10 protein-coding genes are annotated in these 15,122 nt (G+C 52.9%); 3 read left to right on the top strand and 7 right to left on the bottom strand.

Annotated features, from left to right (window positions below; genetic code table 11):
• The first annotated feature begins 190 nt into the window (after window positions 1-190).
• On the top strand, window positions 191-1,390 hold the full coding sequence (locus CA13_RS01825; RefSeq protein WP_146394256.1) for a uroporphyrinogen decarboxylase family protein: 1,200 nt from the start codon (window positions 191-193) through the stop codon (window positions 1,388-1,390).
• 322 nt (window positions 1,391-1,712) lie between these two features.
• Here the strand turns inward: CA13_RS01825 and CA13_RS01820 are convergent, their stop codons facing one another.
• On the bottom strand, window positions 1,713-1,892 hold the full coding sequence (locus CA13_RS01820) for a hypothetical protein (RefSeq protein WP_146394255.1): 180 nt from the start codon (window positions 1,890-1,892) through the stop codon (window positions 1,713-1,715).
• A 332-nt stretch (window positions 1,893-2,224) separates the two neighbouring features.
• On the opposite strand from CA13_RS01820, the gene CA13_RS01815 reads away from it, so the two are divergent.
• Window positions 2,225-3,880 (top strand): prenyltransferase/squalene oxidase repeat-containing protein, encoded by a 1,656-nt coding sequence (locus tag CA13_RS01815; RefSeq protein WP_146394254.1) that lies wholly within the window; start codon window positions 2,225-2,227, stop codon window positions 3,878-3,880.
• Between the two features lie 181 nt (window positions 3,881-4,061).
• Here CA13_RS01815 and CA13_RS01810 read toward each other — a convergent pair whose 3' ends face one another.
• The 3 genes from CA13_RS01810 to CA13_RS01800 are packed head-to-tail and all read right to left on the bottom strand — an operon-like array spanning window position 4,062 to window position 6,815.
• Window positions 4,062-5,093 carry an AAA family ATPase gene (locus CA13_RS01810; protein ID WP_146394253.1) on the bottom strand — a complete coding sequence of 344 codons (1,032 nt, stop codon included), beginning with the start codon at window positions 5,091-5,093 and terminating at the stop codon, window positions 4,062-4,064.
• Between the two features lie 41 nt (window positions 5,094-5,134).
• On the bottom strand, window positions 5,135-5,611 hold the full coding sequence (gene rpiB, locus CA13_RS01805) for a ribose 5-phosphate isomerase B (protein ID WP_146394252.1): 477 nt from the start codon (window positions 5,609-5,611) through the stop codon (window positions 5,135-5,137).
• 13 nt (window positions 5,612-5,624) lie between these two features.
• A complete protein-coding gene (locus CA13_RS01800) occupies window positions 5,625-6,815 on the bottom strand; it encodes an arsenate reductase/protein-tyrosine-phosphatase family protein (protein ID WP_146394251.1) in 1,191 nt (396 codons plus the stop codon).
• Between the two features lie 353 nt (window positions 6,816-7,168).
• Between CA13_RS01800 and CA13_RS01795 the strand changes: the two genes are divergently transcribed.
• Window positions 7,169-8,170: an NHL repeat-containing protein gene (locus CA13_RS01795; protein ID WP_419193829.1), complete on the top strand. Its 1,002-nt coding sequence runs from the start codon at window positions 7,169-7,171 to the stop codon at window positions 8,168-8,170.
• Window positions 8,171-8,307: 137 nt separating this feature from the next.
• On the opposite strand, the gene amrS is transcribed toward CA13_RS01795, so the two are convergent.
• The 3 genes from amrS to CA13_RS01780 form a co-directional block, all read right to left on the bottom strand.
• On the bottom strand, window positions 8,308-11,466 hold the full coding sequence (amrS, locus tag CA13_RS36105) for an AmmeMemoRadiSam system radical SAM enzyme (protein WP_146394247.1): 3,159 nt from the start codon (window positions 11,464-11,466) through the stop codon (window positions 8,308-8,310).
• Window positions 11,467-11,550: 84 nt separating this feature from the next.
• The gene (locus tag CA13_RS01785) at window positions 11,551-12,759 is read right to left on the bottom strand and encodes a HEAT repeat domain-containing protein (protein ID WP_419193828.1); all 1,209 of its coding nucleotides are present in this window, start codon (window positions 12,757-12,759) and stop codon (window positions 11,551-11,553) included.
• A 367-nt stretch (window positions 12,760-13,126) separates the two neighbouring features.
• On the bottom strand, window positions 13,127-15,049 hold the full coding sequence (locus CA13_RS01780; protein ID WP_419193827.1) for a heparinase II/III domain-containing protein: 1,923 nt from the start codon (window positions 15,047-15,049) through the stop codon (window positions 13,127-13,129).
• Window positions 15,050-15,122: the final 73 nt, after the last annotated feature.

The raw sequence follows: 15,122 nt of genomic DNA, 5'->3' as shown, positions 1-15,122 counted from the left end.
TGTTTGGTCTCAAAAATCATTGGCGTTCGTTTTAGACTGCTGCAGCCTACAATGCAATGAACCGAGTGCAACCTTATGCGACAGAATGACCAAGCTGGTATTGAAACAACTTGTCAGTCAAAATGGCAGGATAAAACACATTTATCCACACTCGTTCACCCTCCATTTTATCGCGCCGGTGTAAATAACGATGACTCCTCGACAACGTGTTCTTGCGGCGATCAATCATCAACAAACCGATCAGGTACCTATCGATTTAGGCGGGACGCGGCAATCGGGGATTGCTGCCTCAACTTACCACGAACTGAAGCAGCCAATAGACCTGCGAACGCCGACTCGCGTTTACGATTGTTATCAAATGTTAGCGGAAGTGGAGCGTCCGGTGATGGAACGATTTGGTGCGGACGTGGTCGGATTGAATCGTCCGCAAGTCGCTTTTGGAATTGACAATAAGGACTGGAAGTCATGGCAGATGTTCGATGGGACGCCAGTGGAAGTACCCGGTGGATTCAATCCTGTAACCGACGAGAGTGGCGATTTGGTTTTGCTACGCGAGGGGATTGCAATCGCGCGGATGCCCAAAGATGGCTACTATTTCGATCGGCTTGAAAAATATCCAGGCGCAGCGCATTTGCCCGTGGATCAAGTCAATCCGCCAACGATGAGTAGCGCATTGGCTGAACACTACCGAGTCCAGGCCGAGGCGCTTTGGCAAAACACCGACTTTGCGATCGTTGCACCGATGGGGCCTCCGTATGAATTGTTCTTTGGATTGGGAACCGGTGACTTTTCCGCATGGATGATGACGATGGCAACCGAACCAGACTATGTCGACGAGTTGTTGGGGAAACTCACTGATATTTGGATTGAGAACCTGAAACGGTTCTCCGATGCAGTATCTGATCGCGTTCAAATCATTCAAATTTGCGACGACTTTGGAATGCAGCACGCGCCGTTTTTGTCGCCAAAGATGTTTCGCAATCGGATTATGCCGTTCTACAAACGCGGCATCGAATGGATTCACCAGAACACGTCGATGAAATTATTGCTACATAGCGACGGTGCGCTGCGAACGTTGATCCCATCCCTAATCGAAATGGGAGTCGACATCTTGAATCCGGTGCAAACGAGCGCTGACGGTATGGACGCCGCCGAGTTAAAGGCGGAGTTTGGAGATCAGTTAGTCTTTTGGGGTGGATCGTTAGATTGTCAACACACATTGCCATTTGGCACGGTGGAAGAAGTGATCCAAGAGGTGACCGAGCACATGCAGGTATTTGCACCCGGCGGCGGGTATGTCTTTGCGCCGGTTCACAATATTCAAGCCAAAGTACCAGTCGAAAACGTGATCGCGATGTATGACACCGCGAAAGCATTCTCATTCGTTTAGAGATTGTTGCCCAACGCTCTTATTGCTGATTGCGTTGGTTGGCTAGGCTGCGACTCGACCGTCGGACACTTTGGAGGGGTAGGGTGTGAGATCAACTCAAAATGTACCTGCAAGCTGTATGCATCAAATATCTGATATTTGGTTACAGCACTTGAACCGATCCCAACGGAGGGCTGGGGACCTAGGCATCTGGGTGTCTTGGAACCGTGTCTTGGAACCGTGTCTTGGAAACTGACGTAAATGCGTCAGACTCTTTGGTCTGACGCGTGTGCCTAGCCGTCAACCAGGAACGTCCATCGAACTTTTCTATGGAGTTCGTGTTCTAGGTCTTTGCTGCTTGTCGCAGTTCTTCAAGTTCCACCGTCAGTCGATGACGCAGTGGGCTTTCCGCGCGAAGCTCATCTTCGAGAAGCTCTTCGGCTTTGTCAAAGGTTTCTTCATTTCGGTTTGGGTCATTCATCAACTGACGAAACATCTTTTCGATGGTTCTTTCTGTAAGCAAATTAGTCTCCTTGAGTGACGTGCGGAACGACAGCCTCTGATTTGGCCGGGTTATGTCAGCCGCTCTAACAACCCGATCGCCATTTACCAAAACCAGTCCATCGCTTCTTCTAACCTTGATTCTATGCGTTCTGAAACCGGTCGCAAGTCCAAACTTCTTTGGATCTTCTTCGGTTACGATTCTTTTCATGTCGCAAATCCGACATCGGTTTTTCGGATTGATGTGTGCGAAGCAAGCGAACGGAGTCTAGATCAATGACGTTTCCAACGTTGTGAAGGTTAACATGTCTATAAGAATTCTCCCAAAAACACGTCCTTTCGTGCTATAGTCCAGTGAGAGGAAATTTCCATTTGGCAAGCGAAATCGACACGACCGGTATGACTGGCACGAATTCGGCTGCGCCTCCACTTCAGCTCCCCGGGGCAACCTCAAGTTCTCATTTTGACGCCACACGCGACTCGAGTTTGCAACTTCAAACTAGTCCGTTGCAGTCGTCACAAGTGGAAACACCGCTGCGACCGGAGCAAGAGTCGGGCGGGCGTCGCACCGCTATCGTTGCGTTCTTAATCAGCACAATCGTTCATACGACGCTGTTAATTCTGTTGGCCCTTTACACACTAGCGGTTGTCGTACCGGTTCGTTTACAAATTAAGGCGGCACAAGGTCCGCCTGTGGAAGACGTTGTCCTTGAACAGGCTGCGCCCATGGACGCGCAATCCATGACGGATATGCCTTCGCTGGCCGAACGCCCCGAAACGGTCACTATCGCAGTGGCGGAACCAACGCAAATTCAGTCACCGATTAGCGAGGTAGCTCAATCGGACCGAGTTCCCAGCGCAGTGGGGCTGAAACAGGCCGTCGTTGGCGCATCTTCAAACGTTGCTAGTCGCTTACAGCTACCTAGCGGTGGTGGATTGGGAGGACGAACCCCCGAGGGGCGTAGTCGTTTGGGCCAACAATTTGGGGCGACAGCCGCCAGCGAACAAGCGGTCGAGAATGCGTTGACTTGGTTAGCCAATCATCAACGCCGCGACGGATCGTGGTCATTCAATTTGGAGCTTGAGCCATGCAATGGCCGTTGCGGCAACAGTCGCAATGCAGGGGAAACGCCCACTCCAGCCACAGGGGCGACGGGCTTAGCCTTATTGGCATTTATGGGGGCAGGCTACACACAACATGAAGGCAAATACGATACGGTGATCCGCGACGGATTGTATTATTTACGCTCGGCAGGTGCCGAATCGGAATATGGGATCGATTGGCAACAAGGCAGCATGTACGGCCATGGCATCGCACTCTTAGCCGTTGCGGAATCACTTTCGATGTCTCGCCGCGAAGGTTTCGAAGAAGGTGATTCGGATTTGCGTGACCTGACGACGCGAGGCATGAACTTTACCGTCCGCGCACAACATGAACCGAGCGGTTCGTGGGGCTATGGACCAGGCCAACCGGGTGACACAACGATTACGGGTTGGCAGGTATTGTCCTTGATCGCGACTCGCCGCAACAAGATTCCTTTGCCCTACTACACGCTTCGCAACGCTCATCGATTTCTATTGAAAATGGCACGTGAAGGAACGTACGAATTTGGCTACCGCTCTCCGTCCCCCGAACCGACGATGACGGCGATTGGTGTGACGATGATGTTGTATTTGGGGCATTCGCCATACGAAATTGCGATGCAAAACGCACTCGATGGGATTGCGGCCCGCGGCCCATTGCCGAACAACTTGTACCACAACTATTACGCCACGCTTGCTTTGCATCATTCTCGTCACCATGGTTGGAATGCATGGAACACACGGCTTCGCGACGGATTGGTGGCTACCCAAGCGACGAACGGTCATGAAGCCGGCAGTTGGCATTTCAAGGATCGCTATGGTGATCAGGGTGGCCGACTCTACTCGACGGCGATGGCCGCGATGATTTTGGAAGTCTATTACCGCTACATGCCGTTATACGGTGAAGTCGAACAATTTCCTTTGTAACGCGACGTTGTCCGAAGGTGGTGACTCGTTTGGCCGGCATCTCCAAGGGATCACGCTCTGATGAGAGTTTGCCTTGGACGATTTCAACGGCCTGTGATCCAACGGCCAGTGATCCAACAACCAGTGATCCAACAACCTGTGATCCAACGGCCAGTGATCCAACAACCTGTGATCGACAAACCTATCCGATCTGTCCTCGGTCGGCAGTGACTGCTGCAGCGATATCCGCCGAATAGCATTCGATCAATGTCGCCTGATTCGCGCTGCGATCGACTTCTCGAAGTGCTCGGATTGATCGATCCAAGCGGTTCATGGATCGTGCCGCCAATTGTCGGTCGAGCAATTCGGTCTTCAATTGCTTCCGGTAGAATTGAATCGCAAACGAAAACACATCTCGCATTGCCGCTCGTCGCTTGGACGCATCTTTGCCCGACTGTTCCACATGCGAATTGATAATCCGGCCAAGCGCGACTGGGTCCGGATTCTTGGCTCCAAATTCAGACTGTAACGCATTGCTGAGTTCATCCGCTTCGCCACTTAGAAGGTGAACTGCAACGTGCATGTCACCGCCGGCGACCTCGACCGCTTGGGCAATTTTTTCATCCGTCGCCTCGACTTCGTGAACCTCGCGAATCAATCTTGCTGCATCCGCGGGGGAAAGCGATTGAAAACGCATCGTTTGGCACCGCGATCGAATGGTCGGCAATTGTTTTTGCTCACTCGTTGCGATCAAGATAAGTACCGCCCCCGAAGGTGGTTCTTCGAGTGTCTTGAGCAGACAATTTGCACCTTCTTCATTCAAGAAGTCCGCATCTTCGATGATGCCGACGCGTCGTCGTCCGCGGAAGGGACGCATTCGAATATCGCGACAAAATCCCTCTTGCATTCGCGATTCCGGTGGACCAATCAACAATTCAAGCGGAATCAACGACTTGTCATTTGGTTTTCCGACTCGGGTCACATCGGGATGCGTCCTTGCAGTTACCTGCAAGCATGCTTCGCAAGCCCCACAGGGAGCCATTTCCGATGGATCGTTTTTTTCGCACAACAGCGTTTGAGCGAGCAACAGCGCGGTGGTCCGTTTGCCGATTCCGTTTTGGCCAACGAAAAGAAAACTACCTCCAAGTCGCTGTTTGCGGATCGCCACTTCGAACCATTTTTCAATCCGAGAGTGTCCGATCAGAGATTGCCAAGATGTCGATGTTTTAGCCATCGGCTTTACGATCCGAAGGAGTCCGTTGGATGGTGGTTAGACTAAGATTTTTCGCAAGGAGGATCATGACGCAGATTTGATTTTTCGATCTCGCAGATCTTGCTGACCCGACTGCCGTGCCGACCACCATCAAATTCGGTCCTCAACCATAACAAGACGATCTCGTCGACCGGGCGATCGCCGATCGCATCCCCTGGGAGACAGAGGACGTTCACGTCATTGTGACGACGACTCATTTCCACCATCACTTCCCCCAAACAGGAAGCCGCACGCACGCCAGGGAACTTGTTTGCCGTGATCGCCATTCCGATGCCCGTTCCACAAATCAGGATGCCACGATCTGCTTCACCGCAACTGACTTTGCGTGCCACTTTTTTTGCGAAATCCGGATAGTCAACTGCCGTTTCGCCATCGGTTCCTTCGTCGAAAACCGTGAACCCAGCCGCTTTGAGCGACTGAACGAGCCGTGATTTTATTTGAACACCGCGGTGATCACTTGCAATGCATACTCTAAACATTCCATTATCTCCGTTATTCCGATACTGATTCGCACTCAGGGAAAAAGTCATCGCCGAGAGAGTCCAACCATTTTCCTAATTCGGCATCAATCTGGTCGGCGCAAGCTTGGTAAACCTCGATTGTCATTCCCACCGGATCCGAAATGTCTCCTCCGTCGCGACGAAGTGTAAAAACGCGATCGTGCATTTCGGGCCATGCGGCAAGAATAGCAGCGCGGTGGCCAGCCGTCATGGTTAAGACCAAATCGGCGACATTCATCACGGATTCGTCGAGGGGACGACTACTGTGCCCGGTCAGATCCAGTCCGCGCCGCCCCATCACCGCGACGGCTTGTGGGCTCGCTCCGGATCCGGCACCCGCTGCGACCCCCGCCGATACAACGCGAACAGCGTCCTCGCTGCCGGTTCGTTTCCGCAGTGCTTCCCTCAGTAACGCCTCGCCCATTGGGCTTCGGCACGTATTTCCAGTGCAAACCAATGCGATAACTGGCTTCACAAATTGATTCATCGCTGCCCGCTCAATCACGCCTTCTCGGACTAATTTCCATCGGTGGCCATTCACTCGGGCCACCGTCGTCCTACCACCATAACGAGTTGGGCCGTTGTCGAGCAGCAGTGGTAATTTGTCTTGGTACTGAGAAAGGACCGAATCGGCCGTCGCAACCACCTCATTGGTCGCTCCCCCAGGGGGATTGAGCAAAACCAAAGGTGCCGATAAGTAGCGGTGAATTTGGTCCAAAATGTCGTTATTGACCACGCGAAACCGAAACCAATGATGGTCCGAGGCCAAATTGTCGTCGGATCCGCTACACAGCAGCTTCTGGACGGCCTGAGGTAGTTGGCTGAGTGCGGAAAATGGCTGATCACAGCGGGTTTCCATCGTCAACGGACCCGGCCAACATCGCTGGGCCAATCGTCGAGCGGTATCGCAGTTGTTACCCAAAAAATCAAATGCAGCTTCGCGACTGCGTAGCGAAAGTTCGAATGTCGCGATTTCCCTCGAGTCTGACTCCGTGTGGTTCACGGTTGGCTCGGCTAGTTCGTACAATTGGGCTACCGAGGCTTCGCATAGAGCGTGCGCAGCCAAAACGTAGCTTGTTTCCGTAGGAACGCCAACGACTTGGCCTTCGACCAACGCTTGGACCGTTCGATGCACGATATCACGCGAATCTTCGGCGGCTTGCAGGTCTATTATTTTCAACATGAAATCGGTGGCCCAGCAGTCTAGGTACTGTCCCGGAAATATCAGACGCAACGCGTTCGCGTCTGGTTTTCTTCGCGAAACGTGTGAAAACCGCCAGCTAACGCCCAACGGCTGACAAAATGTTCGTCAAAATTTGAATGGCGGGATGGTGACTCGTTCCATTTTTCAATCAAGCCAACTCAATCGGCTCGGTTGTCGATCCCAATCCCCCAATTGTACGGTCTGTTAAAACGACTTCACAAGTCCGCCATTTTCGTGTTTCCATTTTGTTTTCCTCTCTACAAATCTTATCAATGCCAAACACAGGTTGCGAAGTTACAAACACCGAGCGAAGCATGAACCGGCGGTCTTGGATGACTAGAACGCTTACCTCGTCGCTATCATTTGCGATCGCCACCGCATCGGGATGCGTGTCGTCCGTGGCGGCGAGCGAGCCTGAGTTAGTGTGGGGGCGACGTGGTTTCAGCGATGGACGCTTTTTGAAACCAAGAGCAATCACAATCGATGACGATGACCAACTTTACATTGTGGACACCACCGGACGCATCCAAGTGTTCAATAGTGACGGCGTCTTCCTTCGGGGATGGAGCACGCCGCAAACCGCAAACGGACGTCCAACTGGTTTGGCGATTCGCAGAGCCAACACGCCAGTTCCTCCTAACGCAGCCCAAATCCCTGACCTAGCCCAGCTTCCTAACGCAGCCCAGCTTCAAGAGCCAATCTTATTGGTGGCCGATACGCATTACTATCGCATGCTTGTCTACACGCTTGACGGCACGCTTTGCGATGACCAACAAATTGGTGGCACGGCGGGCCACTCCCCGGGCGAGTTTGCGTTTGTGACCGACGCGGTTTGTGACAATGAGGGTTGTTATTACATTGGTGAATACGGCGACTCGGATAGAATTCAAAAGTTCGATCCGGAAGGCAAGTTCATGACCCAGTGGGGTGGAACGGGAAGCGAGCGTGGTCAATTCGTTCGCCCCCAAAGCTTAGTCGTTCAAGGAGACGTTCTATGGGTCGTCGATGCGTGCAATCATCGAATTCAACGGTTTGATTTGTCGACGAAAACACCGTCACTGATCGAAGTGATCGGAAAAGAAGGTGTCGGAGAAGGTGAATTTTACTATCCGTACGACATGGCATTTACGGCCGACGGAACGATGATTGTTTGTGAATATGGCAACCAACGACTTCAACATCTTGCAGCCGACGGTCGGTGGATCGCAACATGGGGCGGCCCCGGATTTCAGCCCGGTCAATTGTACCAACCATGGGGCGTCGTCGTGGACACCATGAACCGCGTGCATGTTTTAGACAGCAACAACCACCGCGTGCAGCGGTTAATAATCTAGCGAACGAGTGAACTTCATTCGCTGACCCCGCCTAAGTTTCGCCACTTTGGGTTGCAGCACAACACAATAGGCCCCACTATTCGCGGGGCATAGCATTGTACGGGGCTTTTTGCTTTCGTCCCGCGTTTCTGGTTTTCTTAAAACGTCACTCCCGCATACCCGACCACGCGTGTTCGGTCCCCCGAGACGTCCGCTGAAGTCGCATAGTTAATTTCGTTGTAGTGAAGTTCTCGGTTCATAGCCTTGAGTGTGAGCAACACCAATGCCGCCGGAACTTGGCCGCACATGCTGATGTTGTTTTCCGCGCAGACGTCTAGTAGGCGTAGGGCATCGAGTCGGGCCAGCGTATCAAGTGCAATTCGGTCGCGGCGGCGGGTTTCGTCGTCGTCCGCAAAGTGGTTCATATCGCTACTGATCACTAGCAGAGGCGGATTCACAAGCTCCATTAAGCACGTTGCCAACTGCTTCGCAGCCGCTTCGATCTCTTCATAGTTTGCCCTGCCCATCGCGATTGCAGCAACATTTGTTTTCGGTGCAATTCGATGCAACAGTGGCAATTGAACCTCGATGCCATGTTCACGCCGATGGGCAACCGAATCGAGTTGCATTCCGCTGACCGATTTCGCGATTCGCTGCGCCAAATCAATGTTTCCTTCCATGGACACGGACGGCGAAATTCGCCATTGGTTATGCGGGGCCACGGCCCAATCCATTCCGTCGCCGGTATGTTTTGGGCCAATGATCAATACGGATTCTGGAATTTCAATCCGCCGCCAAACGTCTGCGGCCACGCGGCCCGAAAAACGCAAACCAGCGTGCGGTACCATCGCGGCTGCGACGGTTTGTTTCTCTACTGAATCGAAGCCATCAATAAGCTCATCGACAAGCGATTCACGCTCGACATCATCAGCAGGATAAAACGAACCTGCCACCGCCGGGGGACGAACCGAGACGACGTCGATCGCCTGTGGGCCCATTGATGCCGCCAATTTTTTTTCGGTTGAGTCACACAACACACTGTAAACCTGAGCGGCACCCGTTCGAAACGATTGACCTTTCATGGTTTCCGCAAGCAATTCTGTAGGGTTGGCGGTTCGCCGATAGGCAAGTGACCATCGGTTGCCTTGGATCACAATGAGTGCGCGATGTCGGCAATTGAGTCCATCAAGATCTGCGTCCACGTCGGTTCCATGATGGACAGGGGCAGTCAATATTGCCAAACGAACTTCCGTTGACTCGGCGTGCACCTTGGGGGCCAAAGCTGTCGCAGCGTTTTGTGTCATTTGGTACAGCGTTGACTGCATCGGTACGCCATCCCGAAGGGAGAATTGCGCAAAACTTTTTGGCATTTGCGCCGAATTTTCCTCGGCGAGCTGGAACACGATGCCAACCACGGCTCGATCGTTCACGCTGGCGACATAATAGTGCGGCGTCGCGCCAGATTGGATTGCCGTCAAATTGGTTTTGACCCAGTGAGCCAGTTGAACGAGATCGTGTTCGCCGTACGCAGGTGATTCATGTTGGGGCCGCGGCGTTCCTTCGGAAAACGGTGCGCCATACTCGATTCCATCGAACGTTTCGACGATCGCGTCACGATTTTGCCATACGGTCGGTGCCAAACCTGCTTTCGTGCAAACTGCCTCGAGGAATTGACGTGCATCCCAACCACGGTCTGTCGCGACCGTGGGAAGGAGTAACCCGGCAAATCCTTGCGCACGAATCCTCAGTCCATGTTTGCCAATTTCTACGGCACCGACGCGATCTTCGCCTTTTGCGTCAATCGGATGTGGTGGCCCTAGAATCGAAAAGGACACTTTCAAGTATGGCAACTCAACATCCGCCACCGGTGTCATACGCGGATCATGCCGCGCCGCACGATCAGCGGCTTCGGCCAATGTTTTCCCAAGCGGACCAGATTGGCCGATGGAACCGCAGCAACCGCGAAGTGTGTCGCGCCGACGCAGCGTCACGAAGACGCCTGCGACCGTACGATTCTCCAAATCGCCAAGCATTTCAGTAACATCGCAAGGTTCTTGACGCACTGCTGCGGAAACCAACCGGCATGCCGAACGGTGGATTCGATGCAGTTCATCAGTGGTAAACGCCAAATCATCCACGCTATGAATTTCCTTCGTTTGCATCGGAGCTACCTCATTGAGGTCAGGAGTTAGAACGGGAGGTTCGATAGGAATTTGAATGGGTAATCGGCGATTGCCCCACGATCCTGGTTTCGGCTCAAAGTGGCCGGCGATCGAATGTTGGCATTGTGGGCATTGATTGCCACTTAGGTGGTAACGCTCAATTTGGTGCCAATCCCTTTGGATCAGCAGTTCACCGCACATCGGGCAATAGGTACTTTGCCTCGCTACGTCGTGGACATTGCCAACATAAACGTAGCGAAGACCGGTCGCACACGCCGTTTCGTAGGCCCGGGCAAGAGTATCAGGCGAGGTGCGGTCGCGATTCGTCAGCCGAAAATCAGGATGGAATGCCGTAAAGTGAATCGGCACATTGTCGCCAACATTTTGGAGAATCCAATCGCACATCCGCCGTATTTCGTCTTGCGAATCATTTGCATGGGGAATGATCAGGTTCGTCAATTCGACCCAGCAATCGGTTTCGTTGCAGACGTATCGAATCGTATCGAGAACGGGATCGAGGTGGGAACCGGTCATCCGGAAGTAGAATTCTTCGCTGAATCCTTTTAGGTCGATGTTCGCCGCATCCATCGCTTGGAAGAACTCGCCACGTGCTTCGGCGGTGATATAGCCCGCTGTGACGGCGACGGTTTTGAGCCCATGTTCGTGGCAAGCCGCTGCGGTATCGATCGCGTACTCTGCCCAAATAACGGGATCGTTGTAGGTGAACGCGACGCTGCGGCATCCGTGTCTGGCGGCTGCCAAAGCGATCGCCCTTGGTGTCGCGTTTGCGCTTGCGCGATCCACTTCACGACTTTTGGAACTGTCCCAGTTTTGACAGAACTTGCAACCAAGATTGCAGCCGGCGGTTCCAAAACTTAGAACCGGTGTGCCCGGCAGGAAATGATTGAGTGGTTTCTTTTCAATCGGATCGATACAGAAGCCAGTGCTACGACCGTAAGTGTCGAGGACCATTTCCCCGTGATCGTTTCTGCGAACGAAACAAAATCCCCGGTCACCGGGTTTCAAGCAGCAAGCACGTGGACACAAGTTGCATCGAATTCGCCCGTCTGGTTGGTCGGACCACCAACGAGCCCCCTTTGCTTCAATCCGCAAACGGGGATCGGACGCATTCACGACAGGTAATCCAGTGCCCATGATGACGCTTCGGCAAATACAAGTTTGTGTGCCAATTATCATTGTAGCAATTGGCAGAGACGCAACGGAAAATTTCCGATGAAACTAGCGCAAATTCAGCACCAGGCGAATGCGAGCATTGACCACGGGATCACGTTCTTGATCGAGTCGTTCCCGCAATCGATTGGACATTTCGGCGTCGTTCATCGTTGCGATGACTGAAATCGTCCGTAGACGAACGGCGCGATTGGCATCATCGAGCAGCATTACGAGCCAGGCACGAGGATTCTCGATGCGCGATCGAGCGATTGCGTCGACCAACGCGAGCCGTGACGCAGGATCTGGTGATGAAATTTGGATTCCCAAGGCAATTTGTTGCTGCGAAAATCCTCTTTTGGCCAATTCAGTCTTCGCTCGTTCACGTAGTGCGGATTCCTCGCTGCCAAGCCAGTGAATTACTGATGGTGTGTCGTACGTTTCGAGCGGCGAATCGGTCAAATAGCTTGTTGGGACAACCTCTTGGCGGTTGGGCTTCGCCTGAGAGACGCGGATATCGCTTAACACCACCGCTTCGTCGGGTGCGACCGGGGTCAAACGAATGGCCGAAGAACGATACACCGAGGGGCTTTGCTCCACCGATTCGGTTGGCGGTGTCTCGGGCATTGGGCTGTACGTCGATTCGCGATAAGACGATTCGCGGAAGTTTTCTTGGTCGGTTGGTGTATCCGATTGTGGCAAAGGCCAATCGGTCCACGCGTCGAGCGCATCGGCTTCGGTGACTGGCAATGGTTTGGAACGCACCGCCAAACGTACAGGTGCCTGATTGTCGAGTGGTTCGGAGTTGAGGATGCTCGGCCCGGCACTTTCGGTTAGCGACATTCGTGACAGTGTGCTTGTTGCCAATTTGTAAAGCTCATTCGATTCTTGGTCTTGCTTCTGAACCGATTCCATAATCGTTTGTTGTACTAGGCTCGTCGTCCACCCCGTGCGGTCGTCGGGAACAGCACTTGCGATGTTGGCCATCGCCGTAACCATTGCATGATGATGTTTGCGGGCCTCATTCCAATCAAGCGACGTCCAAGTGTTCTGGGATTCACGTAGCAATTCGTAAGCGGTTCGAGCGACTTCGTTTTCTTTGTCGATTAGTCTACCTACCAGTGGCTCAATCGCAGGCAAGCCAAGTTCGGCAATTTGGGCAAGCCGCTGTTGTTTCTCAGGGACGTGCATCTGCTCAAAGTCGCTCATCAGATGACCGACGATCCATTGTCGACTATAGCTGCCGATCGAGACGGTCGCGACGAATAGGAATGCCACCAATATGAAGAATTTGGTAGCCGTTTTAAACGAATTACGCGATTTTCGATTGCCATCAACGTGGAGGGCAAAGGGGTTGGGTTGGTCGTTGGGGTCGCCTAGATACATTTTCAATCAAGCCAAAATCAAAGGACGTCGCGGCAGCGGATTGTCGCAAGAGACTTCGATCGAGGACAAGACCGATTTTGACCGTTATCCACATCGTTCGTGCTAGCTCCAAGAGTTTCACGAGGCGTACGAGTTCAAGGATGAATCGTACCCATTTGGGTGCGACCGAAACGTCGAAACCTAACGCCCACGATTGACCTCGCATTTGCGTGCTGTTCCCATGATGAAAATGTTCTAACGGAGTCGCAAAGTGGCGTTTCTAGTCGATCGTTGATCCCGGGCTTAGCCGCACGAGGATGTTCAATTTGCCCGACGTGGGTGCGATTGCCTCCGCGGCAATCATCCGAGTTCCTCGGTTAGCAGAATCCCACTCGTTGCGAGGTTTTTCCGTGTCAATGACCTGCCACTCGACCGATGAGGGGCTTTCCAATTTCAATCGAAATTGCTTGTCGTTTTGAAGCAAGACCATCGACTGCGAAGGGCTCTTCGGGGCCGGTGTTCCGGTCGTGATCATCCCCCATCGGACGGTTGCACCGGGATTTAACCCTTGGATCTCGTCTTGGATGGTGACTTCGCCACTGGGCAGCATTCGAAAGGTGCGAACGGCCGATTTGACTTGATCTTTGTAGACATCCGTCAAATCAATGACGGTGTACGGATCATTGAGATCGTCTGAAAAATCAACAACTTTTGCGTAACCCGACGCCCGCTGCAATTTACCATTGATCACAAGCGTGTTGTGACTTTCGTTGCTTTGTCGAAAAATCTTCCAGCGATCGGAATCTTGTCTTCGGTTCCATAGATCCATACCACGTGACTCGATGCCGTGATAACCTTCCGCCCCAAGATCAGATGCCCAGCGGACTCCGTCTGCGTCGAGGACAAACGAACCGGCGTCCATGTTGCCATGATTTGCCGACGGTGATCCTGCTTTTGTCCCTAAGAAAGTGGCTGGGGCTTGGTCCCAATCACTTCGGTGGATCGTGATCGGGACAGTGCCTCCGCTGCTAAAGTGCAACGGCATTTTGTTTTGAGCCACGTTCGCACTCTCGTCACTTGCTGAATTGCCCATCCAAAGTAACGCCAGTGGCAACAAGCGATTTCCACCCCGTCCCGCTGTTTTGGGCCCCGCATCGGATCTGAATTTTTCGAACCTCGCTGTTTCACCGCGTAGCCATCCGGGCATGTTGTACCTATTGGCGAACCAGAACAGCGAAGATTGCGGAGATCGCCCCGATCCGCCATCGGCATAATTGAACGTCAAGCCTGATGGTCCTGTGACCATCGCCAAATAGCCGCCCGTCTGGGAAAAACCAGGTGCCGCCGATAACCCGAAATCCGTTCCTAACGTCGTTTCGATTGCATCGACTAACACGACGTTAAAACCTGTGCCGTAGGACCAATAGCCAGGGCCTTCGGGGTAACTTCCCTGGGGTGCAAAAGCTTTCATGGAACGGGGGACATTGGTGATCGCGTTATGGATAGTCTTGGCAGCCAACTCCGGTTCAAAATCCATCACCGCAATCGCACCAGCCGTTAAACCGGCATGACAAACTTGTCCCCAATTGTTCTCCGCCCGAACCCATCCCTTGTGCCTTGTTTCCCAAGGCAGCGAGACACCCTTTTTGACAATTGCTTCCGCAATCGTTTCGCGTGATTCGGGTGCCAATTGGTGATAGAGCCAATCGTAGCCAATTGCCAACGCCAGGGTCATTTCGCCGACATCCAAGAAATGACTCGGATTCCAATCCTCGAACGCAGCAGCGGCTAACATCTCCCTTTCACAACGACGCACAAATCGCTCGTCATCCGTCAAGTAGAAAGCCGTCGATAGCGTAAGGACTCGTTCGAGGCAGCGGCGTGACTGAGATAGCAATCGCCGACCTTCCAATTTGCGTTCCACAGGCGGAATGTCCTGCAATGCTTCGGCATTCTTGATGACGCCATCGGCGATCCTCTTTTTTAATGCGGATTGCTTGACCGATTCGCGAAGCTGGTGGAGTGTCTCACCATCGGCAAACAATCGTGGATGGTCTTTCGACGCTGATGTGATTTTTTCAGCAACTTCTTCGATCGACACCTTAGGCGGGTACGCGTACCTTGTCGAATCCGCTGTGAGTTCCGATTGAATCAGGTTTAATCCGACAAGAAACAGCGAAACGAAGAACCATCGAACGTTCATGGGTAGAGTTCTCAAGCGGAGGTGGGGTAGGTAGGCGGGTCGCGAATCTTTGCGATTTCGCTTAGTCGCTACG

The sequence above is a fragment of the Novipirellula herctigrandis genome, from assembly GCA_007859835.1.
Classification (GTDB): Bacteria; Planctomycetota; Planctomycetia; order Pirellulales; family Pirellulaceae; genus Novipirellula_A; species Novipirellula_A herctigrandis.
The sequence above is the reverse complement of the archived record's forward strand: the minus strand, read 5'-3'. Positions and strand labels throughout refer to the sequence as shown.